This window comes from Stagnihabitans tardus (assembly GCF_009925085.1).
GTDB lineage: Bacteria > Pseudomonadota > Alphaproteobacteria > Rhodobacterales > Rhodobacteraceae > Stagnihabitans > Stagnihabitans tardus.
The window spans coordinates 26,374-47,065 of sequence record NZ_JAABNR010000013.1; the positions used below are offsets into that span (position 1 = coordinate 26,374).

The window sequence follows — 20,692 nt, forward strand, 5'->3', positions numbered from 1 at the left end:
CGTCAGCCTGCGCCGAACATTTCCCCCACGAAAGCCGTGAGGTCCGCCATCTCGCGCAGGGTTATTCCCGCCTGAGACTGAACCTTGGCCGCACGTGGCGCGACGGCTTGGTTGAAACCAAGTTTCGCCGCTTCTTTCAACCGGTTTTCCATCTGACTGACCGGTCGCAGGGCGCCGGAGAGAGAGATTTCGCCGAAAAGCACCATGTCTGGCGGAATTGCCACATCCTCGCGGGCCGAAAGAATCGCCCCCGCGATGGCGAGATCGGCGGCGGGTTCATTGACGCGCATCCCGCCCGCCACGTTCAAAAACACGTCGAGACCTGCGAAGGTGATGCCAACCCGGGCCTCCAGGACGGCGAGGATCGTGGAAAGCCGCGCCCCGTCGATGCCCACGACGGTGCGGCGGGGCGAGGCCAGGGTCGAGGGCGCGACCAGGGCCTGGATCTCCATGAGCATGGGCCTGGTGCCCTCGATCCCGGCAAAGACTGCGCTTCCGGGCGTGGCGCGCTCGCGGTCTGACAGGAAAAGCGCCGAGGGGTTGGTGACCTCCGAGAGGCCGCCGCCGGTCATTTCAAACACGCCGATCTCGTCGGCGGCGCCGAAGCGGTTCTTGACCGCGCGCAGGATGCGGAACTGGTGGCCGCGCTCGCCCTCGAAATAGAGGACCGTGTCGACCATGTGCTCGACCACGCGGGGGCCTGCGATCTGGCCCTCCTTGGTCACATGGCCCACGAGGATGACCGAGACGCCCTTCTTCTTGGCAAAGGTCACCAGCTCATGCGCCGCCGCGCGGACCTGGGAGACCGAGCCCGGCGCGGCCTCGATCGTATCGAGCCACATGGTCTGGATCGAATCGATCACCGCGAGGTCGGGCTTTTCGCGGTCCAAGGTGGTCAGGATGTCGCGCAGGTTGGTCTCGGCCCCAAGACCCACCGGGGCCTTGGTCAGGCCAAGCCGCTCGGCCCGCATCTGGACCTGGGCCGCCGCCTCTTCGCCCGAGATGTAAAGACATTTCAGCCCCTTGTTGGCAAAGGCCGAAACCGCCTGCAACAGAAGCGTGGATTTCCCGATCCCCGGATCGCCGCCCACCAATATGGCCGAGGCGGCCACAAGGCCCCCGCCCAGCACCCGGTCGAGCTCTGAAATCCCCGAGGAGGCCCGGGGCGGCGCCGCGCCTTGGGTGGCCAGGTCGGTCAGGGGAATGCTTCGCCCCTTGGCCAGCGATCCCTTGGGGCCGGTCGAAAGCGCCCCGTCTTCGACGATGGTGTTCCAGGCCCCGCAGGCCTCGCATTGGCCGTTCCATTTGCGGTGGGCGGCACCGCAGGCGGTGCAGGTGAAGGCGGGTGCTTTGCTCATGGCCCCTTGATGGCGCTTTGGGACAGGCCACGCAAGGGGCCCGCGCGGGGAAGCCCCGACGGCAATTCCCCGCGCGGTCCGGCACCGACCATGCTATAACCGTGCCATTCGGATTCGAGGTGCTTTCATGGTCACGCTGACGCTTTCCTTCTCTGCCGATTTCTCCCAGACGGTCCTGGCAGATGTGAACTGGATCACCTTCCTCAATCTGCGGGCCACGACGCTGACGGCGACCTTCGGCGGCCACCAGATCGACGGGGTCCAGATCAACCGTTTCGCCACGATCGAGGGCTCGGTCGGGATCAACCACTTTCAGATCGTGGGAAGCCTGATCCATGCGGAAACCCTGTCCTATATCAACTGGACCTCGGTGGACGAGGCGCTTTACCTCGGCACCACGGGAGACGACCAGATCTATGGGTCCTTCACCTCCGAGGTCCTGTCAGGGCTGGAGGGTGCCGATTCCCTGGTGGGCAATGGCGGCGAGAACACGCTTTATGGCGGGGCGGGGGATGACCGGCTGATCACCGACAGGGGGGTGATCGACGGCGGCACCGGGCGCGATGTGGCGATCTTCGACGTCTCGGCCAGCCTTGCGGCCGTCACGGTGGATATCACCCAGGGCGGGGCGGGCAGGGACATCGGCGCGGGGCTGACGCTGACCGGGGTCGAGGGGCTGAGCGCGACGCTCACCAGCCTGGGCGATCTGGTGCGGGGCGGGACCCTGGGGGATGTGGTCTTTGCAAAGGCGGGCCATGACCTTGTGGACGGGCGGGCCGGGGCGGACACGCTTCTGGGCGAGGACGGCAACGACACGCTTCTGGGCGGCGCGGGCAATGACTTTCTGGATGGCGGCTTGCTGAACGACCTCCTCCGGGCCGGGGTCGGGGATGACACGCTCAAGGGCGGTGCGGGCGCCGACACGCTGATCGGCGACGACGGGGCGGATCTCTTGCTGGGCGGCGTCGAGGGCGACCGCATGACCGGGGGCGCGGGGGCCGACCGTTTCATCTTTACCGCCATGACCGAAAGCGTCCTGATCCCGGGCTCGACCCAGCCCGACACGATCACCGATTTCCAGCAGGGTCTGGACCTGATCGACCTCAGCCGGATCGAGGCCGTGGGCGGCATTCACTTCATCGGCCAGACGGCGTTTTTCGACGGCAACGAGGTCCGGTGGCGGCAGACGGCGACCGATACCTGGATCGACATCCATGTCAGCGCGGGCATCTTTGGCCAGGTGGCGACGATCAAGCTTTCGGGCCTGATCACCCTGACGGCTGCGGATTTCGTGCTGTAAGCCCCGCCAGCACGCAGGCGGTGAAAAGCCAGAGCCCCCAGGCGGTTTCCACCGTCACCCCGCCCGCGCCCTTGGCCAGCACGATATAGAGGGCCACGAGGAAGACATCGGCCATGGCAAGGCGGCCGAGGTGGTGCAGCACGGGCGCCACCTGCGGCGCCATCAGGCCGCGGTCCACCATCACCAGGCCGATGACCTTGGCATAGGGCACGAAGATCGCCAGCGACGTGACCACCAGCGCAAGCCCCGGGTCCGTGCCCCAAAGCGAGGCGAGGCCCGAGACGACGCTGATCTCCTCCATCCCGAAGATCGGCAGCAAGGCCGCCCGCATCAGGGGGGCGAACCAGGCCACGGGGTAGAGGATCAAGAGGGCATAGGGGATCAGGCGCATGGGGCCAAGATCGGCCAATCCCGGCCGGGTTCAAGGGGAAAAAGGGGCAAAGCTTGCCGCATGGGCCGGTCGGGCGTAGGTTTGTGCCATTCCCCTGTCCCGGCCTCTCCTCCTTGAAGGATTTGCGCATGACCAACCTGACGCTTTCGACCACGACCGATTATTCCCTTGCCGCGGTCACCGACGTGACGCTGATCACCTTTGCCAACCCGACCCGCAGCCTGGTCACGGCGACGATCAACGCCTCGCAACTGCATTTCACCGGGGTGTTCTCCAAGTATGACACCGCCGTGACCGGCAGCGCCGGAACCAATGTCCTGATCGTCAAGGTCGATACGACCATGCGGCTGGCGGGGGACGCCTTCGTCTTCACCTCGTGGTCCGGCGCCGACCGCATCCGGTTCCTGGGCGACGGCCAGAACAACTACATCACCGGCACGATCCTCAACGACAGCATCTCGGGCGGAGATGGCAACGACACGATGTTCGGCGGCGCGTCCGGGGTCGACCTCTTGTTCGGCGATGCCGGGGACGACGAATTCTCGATCCGCGACGGAAGGGTCGATGGCGGCGCCGGCAACGACTTTCTGCACCTTTCACTGGAAAGCCTTGGCGCCTTCACCCTGGACCTGCGCGACGGCGGAGGGGGGCGGCAGGTCGGCGCGGTCACGATCACCAGCATCGAAGGCATGGACCTCCTGGCGGGCAACGAGGCCGACACGCTTTTTGGCGGGCTGCGGAACGACTGGATCCGGGCGGCGAATGGAGACGACCTGGTCTCCGGGGGCGTCGGGCGCGACCTGCTGGAGGGCGGTGAGGGCAACGACACCCTCTTGGGCGGGGCGGATGCCGACACGGTGAAGGGTGGCGCGGGGGCCGATCTGCTGACGGGCGCGGGCGGGGGCGATTACCTGGCAGGCGGCGAGGGAGCCGACACGCTGACCGGCGGCGCGGGCGCCGACCGCTTTGTCTTTGCCTCGGCGGGCGACTCCTACATCACCCTTGGCATCGACACGATCACCGACTTCAAGGCCAAGGTCGACAAGATCGACCTGATCGGGTTGGAATATGGCGCCCCGCCGAACTTCGCGGCCTTCTTCTACATCGGCCAGGCCGAGTTCGGCCCCGGCTCGGGCACTTATGGCGAGGTGCGGTGGTTCAAGGACGCCACCACGACCCATATCGAGGTGCGCAACCCTGGCGGTGCGGTGATGCAGATCGACCTGACGGGCCTGATCACCCTGACCCGCGAGGACTTCATCCTTTAGGGTTGCTTGACCGGCAGGCTGACCACGTTGTCCGGCACCGGCTCGTCATGGTCGAGCATATAGCCGATCTCGGGCAGGACCTCGCGCAGGTCGGCCTCGAGCCTGGCGATCTGCGCCTCGGCCTGGCGTTCCTCGGCCTCGACATCCGAAAGCCAGCGCTTCAGGTCGGCGCAGACCCGCCGCGCCGTGGCGATGCGCTCTGACACCATGTGGACCTCCTCCTGCCGCTGCGCCAGGAAGCCCTGGGCGCGGGCGACCTTGTCGGCCGCATAGGTGCGCGCCAGGTCGCGGGAGATATGGGACATCTTGGCGGCAAGCTCCAGAAGCTCGGGCTCCAGCTCGGCCAGGTCGGGATGGGTCTTGAGGTGGTCGAAGCGGGTCTTGACCGATTCGAACTCGCCCGAAAGCGCAAAGGCACCCTTGCGGTCGGCGGCATGGGCGCGGACATAGGCTGCCGCCACGTCATCCATCCCGATGGAGAAACTGCGGTGGCTGGCCTCCAGCCGCGCCATCCGGCGATTGGCGGGCAGGTGGAAACACAGCGCGACGAAAAGCGCGGTTACCCCCAGTTGCAGCCAGACCCCCGCCTGCGGCACCGGGGCGCCGCCCCAGGAAAGCGCCAGTTCCGGCCAGGGCAGGGCGCCCAGACACGCCGCCACGCTTGCCGCCACCAGGCCCAAAGCCGTCAGAAGAATCAGCCCCTCGGTGACCCTGCGCCAGCCATCGGCCAGGGACCGCAGGGTCTCTGCCATCGAAATCGCCATTCACACCCCCGTGTCAATCATGGCGATTTCATGGCATCCGGCGAAGATTGCAACGTTTTTCGGGTCTTGGCCCGCGATGGCCGCGAAATCTGCCGGGGATAAGGTTTACTGTTTCCCGGGGCGAACCAATCAGCGGACAGATTCGATGGGCCCCTCGGCGCGGCCATGGATGAACTGCTGCAGATAGGGGTCGACGGCCTGATCCATCTCGGCCACCGGGCCGGTCCAGCGGATGAGCCCGTCATGCAGCATGGCCACCCGGTCGGCAATCGCGCGGACCGAGGTCATGTCATGGGTGATCGTCATGGCGGTCACCCCAAGCTCCACCACGATCTCGCGGATAAGCTGGTTGATGACGCCCGACATGATCGGGTCGAGGCCCGTGGTGGGCTCGTCAAAAAAGATGATCTCGGGATTGGCGGCGATGGCGCGGGCCAGGCCCACGCGCTTTTGCATGCCGCCCGAAAGCTCGGCGGGGAAGAGGTCGGCGACCTGGGGTTTCAGCCCGACGCGGCGGATCTTCTCGATGGCGATCTCGCGCGCCTCGGCCTTCGGCAGCCGCCCCGGGCCACGCAGGAGGCGGAAGGCCACGTTCTCCCAGACACGCATGGAGTCAAAGAGCGCCGCGCCCTGGAAGAGCATCCCGAAGCGCGCCAAAAAGGCATCTCGGTCGCCCTGGGTCACGTCCTGGCCGCCCACGGTGATCTGCCCCTGGTCGGGCCGCACCAGGCCCAGGACGCATTTCAACAGCACCGACTTGCCGGTGCCCGAGCCGCCGATGATGACCATGGACTGGCCCTTGGGCAAGCTCAGGTCCACGCCCCGCAAGACCCGGTTGGCCCCGAAGGCCTTATGCACGCCGGAAAGCTGGATCATGATGTGAAGAAGACCGCCGTCAGCAGGTAATTCGCCGCCAGGATCAGGACCGAGGCCGAGACGACCGCCGCCTTGGTGGCAGCCCCAACCCCCTGCGCCCCGCGCCCCGAGTTCATCCCGAAATAGCAGCCCATCGTAGCGACGATAAACCCAAAGACCGCGCCCTTCACCAGGCCCGAGCCCACGTCCCAAGCCTCGAGGAAGTCACGGGTATTGGCGAGGTAAGTGGCCGAGTTGAAGTCGAGCTTCGTCACCCCCACCAGCCAGCCGCCCGCGATGCCGATCGAGTCGCCTACCGCCACCAGCACCGGAACGGCCAGGGTCGCGGCCAAGACGCGCGGCACGGTCAGGTATTTCATCGGGTTGGTGGAAAGCGTCACCAGGGCGTCGATCTGCTCGGTCACTTTCATCGTCCCGATCTCGGCGGCAATCGACGATGCCACCCGCGCCGCGACCATGAGGCCTCCCAGCACCGGCCCCAGTTCCCGCGCCATGCCGATGGCCACGATCTGCGGCACCACGGCCTCGGCGTTGAAACGGCTCCCGCCGGAATAGATCTGCAAAGCCAGGGCGCCGCCGGTGAAGAAGGCCGTCATCGCCACCATGGGCAAGGAGAACCAGCCGATCTGCAAGACCGCCACGCCGAATTCGCGCAGGTAAAACGGCGGCGTCACCAAGTGGCGCAGGGTTTGCAGCGCAAAGAGCGTCACCCGGCCAAAGGCGGCCAGAACCGCCAGGACCGGACGCCCCAGGCTTGCGAGGAACCGGGTCATTTCGCCCCCAGAAGCACGCGGTTCAGGCGCGGCGCCATGCGGGTCAGAAGCTCATACCCGATCGTGCCGGCCACATCGGCCAGCCGGTCCACCGATTGATGCGGGCCGATCAGGTCCAGGGCCTCGGGCACCTCGTCCAGATGCGAGACATCCACCGTGATCAGGTCCATCGAGACGCGACCCACCAGCGGGCAGGGCACATCCCCCGCCCAAAGCGTGGCGCGGCCCGAGAGCGAGCGGATGATCCCATCCGCATAGCCGCCCTGGACGGTGGCAATCAGAGCAGGCTTGTCCGCGACCCAGGCGCAGGAATAGCCCACCGCCTCTCCCGCTGCCACGGAACGGGTCTGGATGACCGGCAACGAGAGCCGCACGACGGGCGCCGCGCCCTCATAAGGACGGCCGCCGTAAAGACCGATCCCGGGGCGGGTCAGGTCGAAGTGATAGTTGGGCCCGAGGAGGATTCCCCCGGTGGCCGCCAGCGAGCGCGGCACTTCCGTCCCATCGGTCATGGCGCGGAAATTCGCGAGCTGCACCTCGTTCAACCCATGGTCCGGGTCATCGGCACAGGCCAGGTGCGACATCAAGAGCACCGGGGAGGCTTCCAGCACGAAGGGCGCGGCGGCCTCCCATTCGGCCTCTTCCATGCCCAGCCGGTTCATGCCGGTGTCGAGCTGGATGCCGAAAGCATGGCCGGGCAGGGTCTCGAGGTGCCGCGTCACCTGGTCGAGGCTGTTCAGCATCGGCGTCAGGTCGTGGTCGCGGATCAGTGGCGCGTCGCCCGTCATGTGACCGGAGAGGATATTGATCTGCGGCCCGGGGCCCAGGGCGCGGCGGACAGCCACGCCCTCTTCGGCGGCGGCGACGAAGAAGCGGCGCGCGCCGGCCTCGGCCAGGCGGCGGACGACGGGGGCCACGCCCAGGCCGTAAGCGTCGGCCTTGACCACGGCGGCGGTCTGCACGCCCGAGGCAGAGGCACGGTCCAAGGCGCGCCAATTGGCGGCGATTGCGTCAAGGTCGATGGTGAGGATTGCGGTAGCCATGGCGGGGGTTTTGACAGGCGCGCGGGCGGGGTCAAGCAAAAAGAGCGGGGCGCCCGGCGAGGGGCGCCCCTTTGGGCTTTCATGGGCAGAGTTGCGCCAAGGTCACTTCTGCAAAAGCGGCGTGATGATGCGCACCGAGACGCGGCGGTTGGCGCGCTCATCCCCCGCGGTCGGGATCAGGAGCTCGCTTTCGCCATAGCCCTGGACGACCATGTTTTCCGGCGGCACGCCGAAATACTGGGTCAGGGCCTTGGCGACGGTCTCGGCGCGGCGGTCCGACAGGGTCAGGTTCGAGGCGGCAGAGCCCACGGCATCGGTATGGCCCTCGATCAGGAAGACCTCGCCGGGGTTTTGCGCGATCATCTCGCCGATGAACTTGCCCAGACCATTCAGCGACCTGGCCTCGGTCGCATCCAGCGCGGCAGAGCCCGACTTGAAGGTGATCTCCTTGACATCCACCGTCGGCGCCAGGTGGCGAACCTCGGGGATGGAGCGGATCTGGCGCAGCGAGAACTTGGCGCCGTAATCCTCGACCTGGGCGGCCAGGAGGGCGGCTTGCAGGGCGGCATCGGGATTGGCCACGTCGATGCGCTGGGGCTTGGGCTTGGGCAACTGGCTGACCACGATGGGCTGTTCCGGCCGCAGGTCGTCGATCAGCACCGTGGCACGGCCCTTGGTGTCATAGGCCACGCGTTGCAGCACCCGGCCCGAGGCATCGCGGATCGTGGCGATCTGGCTGCCGTCCTTGCGGGCGACGATGGTGCGGGTCGAGCCGTCCTGGAAGGTCTGGGTCGTGACTTTCGATCCCGGCTCGCGCAGAAGCGCATTGTCGTCCTTGTAGATCTGGTAAGAGCCATCGGGCTGGCGCACGACGACGCGGTCCCCGGTGTTCTGGACGACCTGCTTGACGCCTTCGGTATTCCCGCCGTTCTGCGCGCCATGGATGATCGTGCCGATGGCCAGGGCGCCCAGGGCGACGAGGCCGGCCTTTTCCAGGTTCGAAAGGCCGGATTTCTTGCCCGGAGCCACCTGGACGGGGGCAGCGGCGAATTCCTGGTCGGCCGAGCGGGTCTCGGTCTCCGTCACGGTCTCGGTTGTGACAGTGGCGGTTTCCGGGACGGGCTGGTCAGCCGGGGGCGTGGTCGGGTCGATGGCGGCGGCGGTGGCCGCCTCGGTGACCGGGGGAGCGGCTGCGGGCGCGGTGCCCTCGGCGGCGGGCTCGGAGGTCGCAGCGGTCACGGGGGCATCGAGGACGGCGCCGAGGGCTTCGGCCGCCTGTTCCTCGACGACGGGGGCCTCGACCGGTTGCAGGTTCGGATCGGCCAGCGCGGCGGCCGCGGCTTCTTCCTGCGCCTTCTGCGCGGCCTCGATGGCGGCCTGGTCCTGGGCGACCTGCTCGGTCACCTGCTCTTCGGTGAGGGTGACGGTCTCGGGCTCGGCCAGGGGAGCGTCGGGGGTGGTCTCTTCGGCGACCGGCTCTTCCGTTGCAGGCTCTTCCGTTGCGGTTTCGTCGGCCGCAGGCTCTTCGGCGGCAGGCTCTTCCGTTGCGGTTTCATCGGTCGCAGGCTCTTCGGCGGCAGGCTCTTCGGCGACGGTGTCTTCGGCGGCAGGCTCTGCCGACTGATCCGTGGCGCCCTCTTCCGTGGCGGGCTCCGCCGACTGATCCTCGGTCGCGGTGTCCTCGGTCGCCTGCTCTTCGGCGATGGGCTCTTCGGGAGCGGCTTCCTCGGGGGCAGCTTCCTCGGCGGTCATTTCCTCGGGAGCAACCTCTTCGGGGGCGACTTCCTCGGGAGCAGTTTCTTCGGGGGCAACCTCTTCGGGGGCAACCTCTTCGGGAGCGACCTCCTCGGGAGCGACCTCTTCGGGGGCGGCTTCTTCGGGAGCGACCTCCTCAGCGGCGGGCTCCTCTGCCACGGGCTCCTCGGCCACGGGTTCTTCCGCGACGGGCTCTTCGGCCACCGGTTCCTCAACCACGGGTTCCTCGACCGGGACGCCATAGGTCGCCTCGGCGGCGGCCTGGCACTCCTCGGCCCCCGCGATCACGCAGGCCGTGCCATCGGGGCAGGCGGTCTGGTCGTCTGGCAGGCAGATCACCTGCTGGCCGCCGACATCGGCCATGGGCAGGTCTTGCGCCTGAACGGCAAAGGGCGGGACGATATAGAGTGTCAGCGACAGGATCGCCGTGGAATTGATGAGAACCTTCATGCCTGGCCTTTCGATCTTCGACAGGGGCGTCGACGGGGGCGTTTGCGGGGGCCTCGACGCCCCTCTGGTCATTCCTTACCCCGAATGGCCCCGGATATGCGATAGCAAGCGCGTGTCAGGTGGCAACAAGGTGCCGGTTGCCCTTGGGCGCGCCAGGGGCTAGCACTTCTCCATGCGCGCCACCTTGATCACAACGCTCAAGAACGAGGCTTCGTTCCTTCTGGAATGGGTGGCCCATCACCGGGCCCTGGGCTTCACCGACCTGGTGATCTTCACCAATGATTGCGAGGACGGGACGGATGCCATGGCCGAGCGGCTCCAGGCCCTGGGGCTGGCGCGGCATCTGCCCAATCCGGGCCCCTGGCCCGAGGGGCCGCAATGGGCGGCCTTGAAGCGGGCCGAGAAGCTGCCCGAGGTCACCGGGGCCGATTGGGCGCTGGTCGCCGATGTCGACGAATTCGTGAACATCCATGCGGGCGAGGGGCGGCTTGCCGATCTTGTCGCCGCCGTCCCTGGGGCGGATGCCGTGGCGCTGACCTGGCGGATGTTCGGCAATGCGGGGATTGCTTCCCATGCGCCGGGGCTGGTGACGCGGACCTTCCTGCGGGCCGCGCCTGCGACCCTCGCCTGGCCCTGGCGGGCCCAGATGATCAAGACGCTTTTTCGCCCCCAGGCCTTCGGCAAGCTGGGGGTGCATCGGCCGAAACAGCCCAAGGGCGAGCCGCGCTGGTTCGACGGCTCGGGCCGCGCGGTGGACCTGGGCGGGCGGCTCTTCAGCGACTACCGGCAGGACAATTACCGGCTGGTGCAGATGAACCATTATGCGCTCGGCTCGGCGGAGGGCTTTGTCGTGAAATGCGACCGGGGGCGGGCCAACCGCGAAGCCGGGGCCTTCGACATGGGCTATTGGGTCGAGCGCAACCTGAACCAGGTCGAGGACCGCTCGATCCTGCGCCATGACATCGCGGGGCCCTTGGCAGCGCTTTTGGCTGATGCGGAACTGGCGCGGCTCCAGGCCGCGGCCGAGGCCTGGCGCCAGGCGCGAATCGCCACGCTTCTGGCGCAGGAGGACTGGCGGCAGTTCTTCGGACGGCTTCTGATGGCGGGGCCCTCGCGGCTGCCCTCTCTGCCAGAGGTTGCGCTGATCCAGAGGCGCCGCAACCCCTGAGTGCGGACGAAAAGCGGCCCATCGGCCCCTTGCGCCCTGGGCGAAAAGCGGCCCAGGGCAACAATCGCCCCGGATTGTCCCTTTTGGCGCCTTAATTTTAACCCTCTTTCGCTTGATCCCTTGGGCACCGGGGCGATAATGGCCCCAAAGGTCTGGCCTCGGCCGAGGCCTGCTTTGCGCACCACGGATGGCCCTTGATGGATGACCTCGACGACGACCTGCTCGATGCCTCCGCCGCCGCCTCGCCCGAGGCCTGGGCCGAGCGCATGGCCGAGATCGGCAGGTCGGGCGGCTGGTTCCGCAGCCTCGCGCATGACCACCAGGCGCTGTTTCTCGACAATGGCCGCAGCCTTTTGGTGACCTTCGACACCCATCGCGCGGCCTTTGAACGTCCGCGCAAGCTGCCCGTGGGCATGGACCTGGCCGATGAATGCGACTGGTCGCATCTCTGCGTCCTGGCGCGGAAACATCCCTGGTTCCGCTCGGAAGGGGTCTATGCCTTTTTCGACAGCCTGATCGACGAGGGCTTCTTCGAGGGCTTCGACCGTGTCCTGTTTTACGGCGCGGGGCCCTTGGGCTATGCGGCGGCCGCCTATTCCGTGGCCTCTCCGGGGGCAGAGGTTCTGCTTCTGAACCCGATCGCCAGCCAGTCCCCCGCCGTGGCAGGTTGGGACGACCGCCACCGCGAGGCCAAGCGGATGGACTTTACCTCGCGCTATGGCTTTGCCCCCGACATGGTCGATGGGGCGGCTGCGGTCACCGTGATCTCGGACCCCTGCCAGAAGATCGACGCTATGCATGCGGCGCTGTTCCTCGGGCCCCATGTCCGGCATTTCGCGGCCCGGCGCGGGGGAGGCGACCTCGAGGCGCAGTTCAGCCGCATGGGGAACCTGAACCACCTCTTGGCCGCCGCGATGGAGCGCGGCCTTGGCCTGCAACGCTTCGCCCAGCTCTGGCGGCGGCGGCGCAGCGACGGGACCTATCTGCGCCACCTGCAACTGGCTTGCGCCACCCATCCGGCGCGCGAAATCGCCGTCTGCCGCAATGTCGTCGCGCGGCTGGACCAGAAGCGCTTCCGCAGGCGCCTGGCCGAGCTGGTCCCGGGCGAGGTGCCCGCGGCTCCCTCGGCCCTGGCCCAGGCCGCGGCGCAAGAGATCGCCGCCACGGGCCCCGAGGCGAGCTGAGCCCTATTCCCCCTCGGCCATGGCGCGCAGCTCTTCGGCGCGTTGGCGGGTCAGGCGTTCAAGACAGGCGAGCCCCACCAGGGGCGCAATCGAGCCGTCCTTGTAGAAGAAGACCTCGTTTTCGCAGACGGCATCGCGATAGGGCAGCCAGGCGCGTTGGGCTTTGCGCAGGGCCTCTTCGGCGCCGCGCTGGTCCTTGGGCAGGTCGGCATCCCAGGCCTTCATCGCCGCCATGGCCAGCTTGTAGGTCGCGTTCAGGTCCTCGTCCGCCGCCTGATAAGCCTGGCCCGCGCATTCGGTCATCTCGACCTGGTCGACAGGGTCGGCGCAATTGGCCAGGGCGGGCAGGGGAAGGATCAGGGCAAGGGCCAGAAGGGGGGCGCGCATCGGGGTCTCCGGGGTTTTGCCGCAGGGTGGCGGGGCGCGGGGGGCCTGTCCAGCGGGAAATGGGCTGGAATTGAGCGGGCTTTTCGGCTAGGGCGGCGGGCATGACCCAGATCACGATCCGCCGCCCCGACGACATGCACCTGCACCTGCGCGATGGCGCGATGCTGCAGGCCGTGGCCCCCGAAAGCGCCCGCGACTTCGCCCGGGCCATCATCATGCCAAACCTCGTGCCGCCCGTGGTGACGGGCGCCCAGGCGGCCGCCTATCGCGACCGCATCCTGGCCGCCGCGCCAGGCTTTACGCCCCTGATGACGCTCTATCTGACCGAGACGACCGACCCCGCCGATGTGGCGGCTGCGGCGGTCTCGGGTCTGGTGAAGGCGGTCAAGCTCTATCCGGCCGGCGCCACGACCAATTCCCATGGCGGGGTGCGGGATTTCGACAAGGTCATGCCGGTGCTGGAGAAGATGGCCGAGATCGGCCTTCCCCTCTGCACGCATGGCGAGGTCACGACGCCCGAGGTCGATATCTTCGACCGCGAGGCGGTCTTCATCGACACGGTGCTCGACCCGCTGCGCCGCCGGATCCCGGAGCTTCGCGTGGTGATGGAGCATATCACGACCGAAGAGGGCGTGGCCTACGCCGGGCAGGGCGGCAACCTCGCCGCCACGATCACCACCCATCACCTGATCATCAACCGCAACCATATCCTGGTGGGCGGCATCAAGCCGCATTACTACTGCCTGCCGGTCGCCAAGCGCGAGAAGCACCGCCTGGCCCTGCGCCGCGCGGCCACCAGCGGAAGCCCCGCCTATTTCCTCGGCACCGACAGCGCCCCCCATGTCGATGCGCTGAAGGAACACGCCTGCGGCTGCGCGGGCTGCTTCACGGCGACCAACACCATGCCCCTCCTCGCCCATGTCTTCGAGGAGGAAGGCGCGCTCGACCGGCTCGAGGCCTTTACCTCCCTGAACGGCGCCGCCTTCTACGGCCTGGCCCCCAACGAGGCGACCCTGACCCTGGTCAAGGAGCCCGCCCCCGTGACCTTCCCCGCCAAGATCGAAACGGGCGCCGGCCCGGTCACCGTCTTCGACCCCGGCTTCCCGCTCCACTGGCGCTGCGCCTGATTTCACCTTTGCACAAATATCCCCGCCGGAGGCCCCGCTGTCCTCCCGCGTGCCCCTCGCAGGAGTTGCCATGATCCCCTCGTCCTTCCCCCCCCGTGAGGAAATCGCCCGCCTGACCGCCCGCGCGCTCCTGGAAATCAAGGCGGTGCATTTCAACGCCGAGACGCCCTTTACCCTGGCCTCGGGCCTGCCCTCCCCCACCTATATCGACTGCCGCAAGCTGATCTCTTACCCCCGCATCCGCTCTGTCCTGATGGATTTCCTGACCGTGACGGTCCTGCGCGATGCCGGCCTCGAGGCCTTCGACAATATCGCGGGCGGTGAGACGGCGGGCATCCCCTTCGCGGCCCTCGTGGCCGAGCGCATGGCGCTGCCCATGACCTATGTCCGCAAAAAGCCCAAGGGCTATGGCCGCAACGCCCGCATCGAGGGCGCGATGACCGAGGGCCAGCGCGTCCTCCTGGTCGAGGACCTGACGACGGATGGCGGCTCCAAGCTCTCCTTCGTCGATGCGATCCGCGAGACGGGGGCCACCTGCGCCCATACGGCGGTGATCTTCTACTACGGCATCTTCCCCGAGACGACCCAGCGCCTGGCCGATCACGGCGTGGCTTTGCACCACCTCTGCACCTGGTGGGATGTCCTGGCCGAGGCAAGGGCGCAGGGCGCTTTCGATGCCGCGACCCTGGCGGAGGTGGAAAGCTTCCTCCAGGACCCGCGCGCCTGGCAGGCAGCGCGCACGAAGGGTTAAGGCTGGGGGAGCCTCGGCCCCCCCCCGCGTCCATCGGTGCTCGAACCGATGGCGCATCGCTGGACGCACCCCGAGGATATTTGGGCCAGTATGAAAGACCAAGGGGCGCAGCCGGGAATGGCGCGCCCCTTTGTTTTTGCCTGGCGTGATTTTCGCTTCTGCCAGCCCTCTTCCCGGGCCTTCACACTGGCCGAAATACTCCCTTCCCCTTGTCAATCTCGGCCGCTTTCAATTTGGCCCAAATACTCACGGGGTTTCTCAAGGGGAGCGTGCTCCCCTTGAGGCAGGGGGTGCGGGGGGCTTGCGGCCCCCCGCTTTTACCCGAGTTCGGCCAAGCGCTTCATGGCGGCTTCAAGCTTGCCGGCCTCGTCTTCGCGGGCGGCGAGGTTGGCCTTGGCTTCTTCCACCACGTCCTCGGGCGCAGAGGCTGCGAAGTTCGGGTTGTTCAGGCGGCCTTTGAGGCCCCCGATCTCTTTCGCCAGCTTTTCCAAGGACTTCTTCAACCGCGCCTTCTCCTCGGCGATGTCGATGAGGCCCGCGAGCGGGATGGCGAAGCTGGCTCCGGGGGCGCCCAGCGTGATGGAGCCCTTGGGGGCCGCGCCCTCGGTGAAACCCTCGACCCGGGCGAGGCGCTTGATCAGGGCCTCGTTGCGGGTCCAGGCGGCGCGGGCCTCATCGGAGAGGCTCATGGCCACCAGGTCGATCTTGAGGCCAGCAGGCACATGGACCTGGGCGCGGGCCGAGCGGATTTCGTCGATGAGGTCGGTGACGAAGCCCATCTCGGCATCGGCCTTGGCATCCGAGAGGTCGCCCAAGACCGGCCAGTCGGTGTGGACCAGTAGTTTGGCGCGGCTTCCGGTGTTGCCCCAGAGGTCTTCGGTGAGGAAGGGCATGAAGGGGTGCAGGAGGATCATCGACTGATCCAGCACCCAGGCCATGGTTTGCCGCGTCTCGGCGGCGTCTTCCCCGTCGAAGAGCGGCTTGGCGAATTCGACATACCAGTCGCAGACCTTGCCCCAGACGAATTTGTAAAGCGTGTCGGCGGCGAAGTCGAAGCGGAACTCGCTCAGCGCTTGCTGGACCTCGGCGGCCGCGCGGGCGGTCTCGCCGATGATCCAGCGGTTGGCGGTGGCCTTGGCCGTTGGGGGCGCGCTTTGGGTCGCGTGACCCTCCCAGACCTGGTTCATCTCGGCAAAGCGGCAGGCATTCCAGAGCTTGGTGCCGAAATTGCGATAGCCCGCAATGCGTTGCGGGTCGAACTTGAGGACGCCCCCCAAAGAGGCCATGGCCGCATTGGCAAAGCGCAAGGCATCGGCGCCGTATTCGTCGATGACCTCCAGCGGGTCGACGACATTGCCGAGCGACTTGGACATCTTCTTGCCCTTGGCGTCTCGGACGAGGCCATGCAGGTAAACCGTGTGGAAGGGGATATCCTCGACCACGGCCAGCTGCATCATCATCATCCGTGCGACCCAGAAGAAGATGATATCGGCCCCGGTCACCAGGACCGAGGTGGGGAAGTATTTCTGTAGCTCCGGCGTCTGCTCGGGCCAGCCGAGGGTGCCAATGGGCCAAAGGCCGGAGGAGAACCAGGTGTCGAGCACGTCGGGGTCGCGGTAGAGCGCAAATGTCCCGCGATGGTCCGCGATACGGCTATTGAAATCCAGAGCTTCCTGTTTGTCATTGCATTCGAAGAAGAACGGACCGTATTCCGCGTCACATTCCTCGTAGTAGTTCGCGGCTTGTTCGAATGCTTCTTCTGCAGTCGCTGCGCAGAATGCCTTTGAAAGGTTCGAAAGGTCGAACTTCTTGTCTATCACGTCCGGCCCGTACCAAACCGGGATCTGGTGGCCCCACCAGAGCTGGCGCGAGATGCACCAGGGTTCGATATTCTCCAGCCAGTGGAAATAGGTCTTTTCGCCGCTCTCCGGCATGATCCGGGTGCGACCCGACCGGACGGCCTCCAGGGCGGGCTCCACGATCTTGGCGGTGTCCACGAACCACTGGTCGGTCAGCATGGGTTCGATGACGACCTTGGAGCGGTCGCCATGGGGCTGCATGATCAGCTTGTCCTCGACCACCGGCACAAGGCGCAGGTGCTCGGAATGGGTCTCTTCGTCGATCTCCGAGACCATGACGGTCACCGCCAGCCCCGCCGCGTTGATATCGGCGATGACCAGCTTGCGGGCCTCAAACCGGTCCAGCCCACGGTATTTCTCGGGCACGAGGTTCAGCGCATCGACCTCGTTCTCGTCGGTCGGCGAGCCCGCCGCGATCTCCCGCGCCCGCGCCACGCAGACGTCATAGGCGGCCCCATCGGCGCGCATCTTCCCTTGCGTGTCCATCAGGCGATACATCGGCAGGCCCGCCCGCTTGGCGACCTGGTAGTCGTTGAAGTCATGCGCGCCGGTGATCTTGACCGCGCCCGAGCCGAAGGTCGGATCCGGGTATTCGTCGGTGATGATCGGGATCAGGCGGTCACACAGAGGCAGGTGGACCATCTTGCCGACGATGGGCGCATAGCGCTCATCGGAGGGATGCACCGCGACCGCGCCATCGCCCAGCATCGTCTCGGGGCGCGTGGTGGCGATGGAGATATAGTCGCGGGTCTCGCGGAAGGTCACCGCGCCCTCGGCGTCCTTTTCGACGTATTCATAGGTCTCGCCGCCCGCGAGGCGGTATTTGAAGTGCCACATATGGCCCTTGACCTCGATGTTCTCGACCTCAAGGTCGGAGATCGCGGTCTCGAAATGCGGGTCCCAGTTCACGAGGCGCTTGCCGCGATAGATCAGGCCCTTGTTATACATATCCACGAAGACCTTGATGACGGCGTCGTGGAAGTTGCCCTCTTCCCCCGCCGGAGCCCCAGGCGCCCCCGACATGGTGAAGGCCTCGCGGTCCCAGTCGCAGGACGCGCCGAGCCGCTGCAACTGGCCGATGATCGTGCCGCGGCTGGCCTTCTTCTGCTCCCAGACCTTCAGCGTGAAGGCCTCGCGGCCCATCTCGCGGCGGGTCATGTTGCCCGCCTTGGCCATCTCGCGCTCGGTCACCATCTGGGTCGCGATCCCCGCATGGTCGGTCCCCGGCTGCCAGAGCGTGTCATGGCCCTGCATGCGGTGCCAGCGGATCAGGATATCCTGCAGCGTGTTGTTGAAGGCATGGCCCATGTGCAGGGAGCCCGTGACATTGGGCGGCGGGATCATGATCGAAAAAGCTTCCGCCCCGGGCTTGGCATTGGCCCCCGCCGCCCCCACCTTGGCATCCAGCCAGAGCTTCGAAATCCGGGCCTCGGCCTCGGCCGGGTTGAAGGTCTTTTCCATGGGCATGGGCGTGATCCTGCGTTGCGTCGCAAGCCTCTTACCGAAGTGTGGCGGCTTGGAAAAGCCCAATGCAGGCCTTGGGGCCAAAGCGGCCCGCAAGTCACGTTGTGCAACAAGGCTTGCTCTTTCGCCAGCCTGCCCCCAGATTACCAGCTATACGAATGGAAAGTTTCGCCCGCCTCGCCAAAGGGATAGTCTAGTTCCTCGCCGTGCCGAAAGCCTCCGCCTCACCTCATTGACCCAAATGGTTTGCAGATGTCCCAGATTTCCGCCTCCCAAGACCTTGGCCGCCGCCGCTATGACATGGCCTGTCCCATCGCGAGCGCCCTTGACCAGGTGGGCGAACGCTGGACACTCTTGATCCTGCGCGAGCTTCTGCCCGGGCCCCTGCGCTTCAGCACGCTGAAGTCGACCATCTTGGGGATCAATGCCACGATCCTGTCGCGCCGCCTCGACCAGATGGCGACCGAAGGCCTGGTCCGGCTGGCCGATGGCGGCGATCAAACCGGCTATGCGGCCACGGCGCGGGCGGCCACGCTCTGGCCGATCCTCGTGGCGCTGGCGGGCTGGGGCTTGACGAAAAGCCTGGGCGGGGCACCGGGGCTCGAGGGCGCGACGGTCGAGACCGGGCTGACCCCCGCCGCCGCCGTCACGGCCTTTGTCGCCCTGCGCCCCCCCTCCGCCCCGCGCCGCCCCATCGGCTTCACGCTTCAGGGCCCAAGGCTGGAATGGAGCCCCGAGCAGCCCATGCCCCTGGTCCGCTGCCCCGGCCGTTCCGCGCTCGAGGTCACCGCCAGCCCCGAGACACTGCTGTCCCTCGTCGCGGGGCGGCTCTCCCTGGCCGAGGCCCGGGCCCGCGACCTCATCGCGCTCGAGGGCGAGGCGGGGCTTCTGACCGACCACCTGCCCGAGCCGGTTGGCCGCAGGCCAGAGGCGAGATGAAAGACTTGCGGCGCCAGCCGCTCCTTTGGGTCAGACGGCGCGGTCGATGCGGGTGGAGAGATGGATCAGGCTCTCCGAACTCTTGACCCCGGTCAAGGCGCCGATCTGATCGAGCACGCCGTCCAGCACCGTCGTATTGGTCGCTGCCACCTGCAACAAAAGATCGAATCGCCCCGAGGTGGAATGCACCCGCTCGACCTCCGGTATGGCCTTGAGCCGGCTGAGGATCCCGGCCTGCGCCCGCGGCTCGATCGTCAGAAGCACCGAGGCCCGCAAACGCCCCTCCCGCGCGGCCTCGCCGAGCTTCAACGTGTATCCGGCGATGATTCCGCCGGTCTCCAGGCGCTCCAACCGGGCCTGTATGGTGGACCTCGCAACCTTCAGCCTTCGGGCCAATGTGGCCACCGACATCCTCGCATCGGCCCCCAGAAGCCCCAGAATGTTCCGATCCAGCTCATCCATGCAGTTTGCCTTCCTTTTTCGTCATTATGACGACCGATTGCTTCACTTATATAGTTTTGTTCGGTGAAGTTGTCACCCATATGCAGCATCCTCAGTTGCAGGAAAAGGGCGGCTCATACGCACCTGGCCTGGTTGGAAAAACCGCGCGGGTGCCAAGGCCGATTGACCCATTTCGGGCAACGGGGAGGGACACGCATCTTGTTGGCAGAAAGGACTATGCTGATGGGACTGTCCAAGACGATCTGGACCAATCCGACCGAATTCCTCCGCAAAGAGCAGCCGGAAAACCCGGTCCTGTTTTTCGCGCCCCAGGTCGTGCAGGCCACCGCCCGCCGCTTTCTCGCCGGTTTCCCCGGCCTCGTGACCTATGCGGTCAAGTCGAATCCTTCGGAAGAAGTGGTCGAGAACCTGATGGCCGCGGGCATCAAGGGTTTCGACTGCGCCTCTCCGTTTGAGATCGACATGATCCGCCGGCTCGACCCCGATGCGGCGATCCATTACCACAACCCGGTCCGTTCGCGCGCCGAGATCGCCTATGCGGTCGAGCGCAACGTCAAGACCTGGTCGGTGGACAGCAAGTCCGAGATGGCCAAGCTGATCGAGATGGTCCCGACCGAAGGCTGCGAGATCTCCGTCCGCTTCAAGCTGCCGGTGAATGGCGCGGCCTATAACTTCGGCGCCAAGTTCGGCGCAACCTCCGAGCTGGCTTCGGAAATCCTGGTGATGGCGGCCGAGGCCGGTTACATCCCCTCGATCACCTTCCACCCGGGCACGCAATGCACCGACCCCGAGGCCTGGGCGTCGTACATCCGCGAAGCCGCCGTCATCGCGGCCCGCGCGGGCGTCAAGATCCACCGGCTGAACGTCGGCGGCGGCTTCCCGAACACGCGGCAAAAGGGCCAGGTCGTCGACCTGGAAGCGATCTTCGACACGATCGACCGCGTGACGGGCGAGAGCTTCGGCGCTGACCGCCCCGCCCTGGTCTGCGAGCCCGGCCGTGGCCTGTGCGGCGATGCCTTCGCCGTGGCGGCGCGCGTCAAGGGCGTGCGGGATGACAACCACATCTTCCTGAACGACGGGCTTTACGGGTCGATGTTCGAATTCGGCCAGATCGGCTTCATCGACCGCGTCGAGGTCCTGGACCCCGCCTGCAACCGCCGCATGGGCGCCATCCGCCCGCGCGTCTGCTTTGGTCCGACCTGCGATTCGGTCGACCGCATCCCGGGTGAAGTGCCGCTGGCCGCCGACATCGCCGAGGGCGATTTCGTCGTCTTCCAGGGCATGGGCGCCTATTCGACCGTGACCAACACCAAGTTCAACGGCTTTGGCGAGCTGGGTCTCTGCACGGTCCTGTCGCTGAAGCTCTAAGCCCC

At 66.7% G+C, this 20,692-nt stretch carries 18 protein-coding genes; 8 read left to right on the plus strand and 10 right to left on the minus strand.

Translation table 11 applies throughout. The features are described from left to right. Positions 1-2: 2 nt before the first annotated feature. Positions 3-1,358, minus strand: a complete 1,356-nt coding sequence (gene radA, locus GV832_RS14260) for a DNA repair protein RadA (protein WP_168775558.1) — start codon at positions 1,356-1,358, stop codon at positions 3-5. 127 nt (positions 1,359-1,485) lie between these two features. On the opposite strand from radA, the gene GV832_RS14265 reads away from it, so the two are divergent. Then, on the plus strand, positions 1,486-2,658 hold the full coding sequence (locus GV832_RS14265; protein WP_168775559.1) for a calcium-binding protein: 1,173 nt from the start codon (positions 1,486-1,488) through the stop codon (positions 2,656-2,658). Here GV832_RS14265 and GV832_RS14270 read toward each other — a convergent pair. Further along, positions 2,627-3,049: a paraquat-inducible protein A gene (locus GV832_RS14270; RefSeq protein ID WP_168775560.1), complete on the minus strand. Its 423-nt coding sequence runs from the start codon at positions 3,047-3,049 to the stop codon at positions 2,627-2,629. The genes GV832_RS14265 and GV832_RS14270 overlap by 32 nt on opposite strands. 128 nt (positions 3,050-3,177) lie before the next feature. On the opposite strand from GV832_RS14270, the gene GV832_RS14275 reads away from it, so the two are divergent. Then, the gene (locus GV832_RS14275; RefSeq protein ID WP_168775561.1) at positions 3,178-4,317 is read left to right on the plus strand and encodes a calcium-binding protein; all 1,140 of its coding nucleotides are present in this window, start codon (positions 3,178-3,180) and stop codon (positions 4,315-4,317) included. On the opposite strand, the gene GV832_RS14280 is transcribed toward GV832_RS14275, so the two are convergent. The 5 genes from GV832_RS14280 to GV832_RS14300 all read right to left on the minus strand — a co-directional run bounded on the left by GV832_RS14280 (position 4,314) and on the right by GV832_RS14300 (position 9,978). Next, complete coding sequence (locus GV832_RS14280) at positions 4,314-5,081, minus strand: DNA repair protein (RefSeq protein ID WP_227754430.1); 768 nt, start codon at positions 5,079-5,081, stop codon at positions 4,314-4,316. The two genes, GV832_RS14275 and GV832_RS14280, sit on opposite strands and share 4 nt — an antisense overlap. Positions 5,082-5,210: 129 nt before the next feature. Continuing rightward, a complete protein-coding gene (locus GV832_RS14285) occupies positions 5,211-5,957 on the minus strand; it encodes an ABC transporter ATP-binding protein (RefSeq protein ID WP_168775562.1) in 747 nt (248 codons plus the stop codon). Continuing rightward, the gene (locus tag GV832_RS14290) at positions 5,954-6,730 is read right to left on the minus strand and encodes an MlaE family ABC transporter permease (protein ID WP_168775563.1); all 777 of its coding nucleotides are present in this window, start codon (positions 6,728-6,730) and stop codon (positions 5,954-5,956) included. The genes GV832_RS14285 and GV832_RS14290 overlap by 4 nt, the downstream gene beginning before the upstream one ends. Next, complete coding sequence (alr, locus tag GV832_RS14295; RefSeq protein ID WP_168775564.1) at positions 6,727-7,773, minus strand: alanine racemase; 1,047 nt, start codon at positions 7,771-7,773, stop codon at positions 6,727-6,729. Before alr ends, GV832_RS14290 begins: the two co-directional genes overlap by 4 nt. Before the next feature lie 102 nt (positions 7,774-7,875). Then, on the minus strand, positions 7,876-9,978 hold the full coding sequence (locus GV832_RS14300) for an OmpA family protein (protein ID WP_168775565.1): 2,103 nt from the start codon (positions 9,976-9,978) through the stop codon (positions 7,876-7,878). 172 nt (positions 9,979-10,150) lie between these two features. On the opposite strand from GV832_RS14300, the gene GV832_RS14305 reads away from it, so the two are divergent. Next, complete coding sequence (locus tag GV832_RS14305) at positions 10,151-11,146, plus strand: glycosyltransferase family 2 protein (RefSeq protein ID WP_168775566.1); 996 nt, start codon at positions 10,151-10,153, stop codon at positions 11,144-11,146. 197 nt (positions 11,147-11,343) lie between these two features. Then, positions 11,344-12,330, plus strand: a complete 987-nt coding sequence (locus GV832_RS14310; protein WP_168775567.1) for a phosphoadenosine phosphosulfate reductase — start codon at positions 11,344-11,346, stop codon at positions 12,328-12,330. 3 nt (positions 12,331-12,333) lie between these two features. Here the strand turns inward: GV832_RS14310 and GV832_RS14315 are convergent, their stop codons facing one another. Next, on the minus strand, positions 12,334-12,717 hold the full coding sequence (locus tag GV832_RS14315; RefSeq protein WP_168775568.1) for a lysozyme inhibitor LprI family protein: 384 nt from the start codon (positions 12,715-12,717) through the stop codon (positions 12,334-12,336). A 101-nt stretch (positions 12,718-12,818) separates the two neighbouring features. Here GV832_RS14315 and pyrC point away from each other — a divergent pair, with 101 nt between their 5' ends. Beyond that, the gene (gene pyrC / locus GV832_RS14320) at positions 12,819-13,844 is read left to right on the plus strand and encodes a dihydroorotase (RefSeq protein ID WP_168775569.1); all 1,026 of its coding nucleotides are present in this window, start codon (positions 12,819-12,821) and stop codon (positions 13,842-13,844) included. Positions 13,845-13,914: 70 nt separating this feature from the next. Continuing rightward, positions 13,915-14,595, plus strand: coding sequence for an orotate phosphoribosyltransferase (locus tag GV832_RS14325; protein ID WP_168775570.1), 681 nt, complete (start codon positions 13,915-13,917; stop codon positions 14,593-14,595). A 317-nt stretch (positions 14,596-14,912) separates the two neighbouring features. Here GV832_RS14325 and GV832_RS14330 read toward each other — a convergent pair whose 3' ends face one another. Next, positions 14,913-17,921 carry a valine--tRNA ligase gene (locus tag GV832_RS14330; protein ID WP_168775571.1) on the minus strand — a complete coding sequence of 1,003 codons (3,009 nt, stop codon included), beginning with the start codon at positions 17,919-17,921 and terminating at the stop codon, positions 14,913-14,915. Between the two features lie 249 nt (positions 17,922-18,170). On the opposite strand from GV832_RS14330, the gene GV832_RS14335 reads away from it, so the two are divergent. Next, entirely contained in the window at positions 18,171-18,857 is a 687-nt protein-coding gene (locus GV832_RS14335; RefSeq protein WP_168775572.1) for a winged helix-turn-helix transcriptional regulator, read from the plus strand. 30 nt (positions 18,858-18,887) lie between these two features. Here GV832_RS14335 and GV832_RS14340 read toward each other — a convergent pair whose 3' ends face one another. Beyond that, a complete protein-coding gene (locus GV832_RS14340; protein WP_168775573.1) occupies positions 18,888-19,319 on the minus strand; it encodes an Lrp/AsnC family transcriptional regulator in 432 nt (143 codons plus the stop codon). Positions 19,320-19,541: 222 nt separating this feature from the next. Here GV832_RS14340 and GV832_RS14345 point away from each other — a divergent pair, with 222 nt between their 5' ends. Continuing rightward, positions 19,542-20,687: a type III PLP-dependent enzyme gene (locus GV832_RS14345; RefSeq protein WP_168775647.1), complete on the plus strand. Its 1,146-nt coding sequence runs from the start codon at positions 19,542-19,544 to the stop codon at positions 20,685-20,687. The last annotated feature ends 5 nt before the right edge of the window (positions 20,688-20,692 follow it).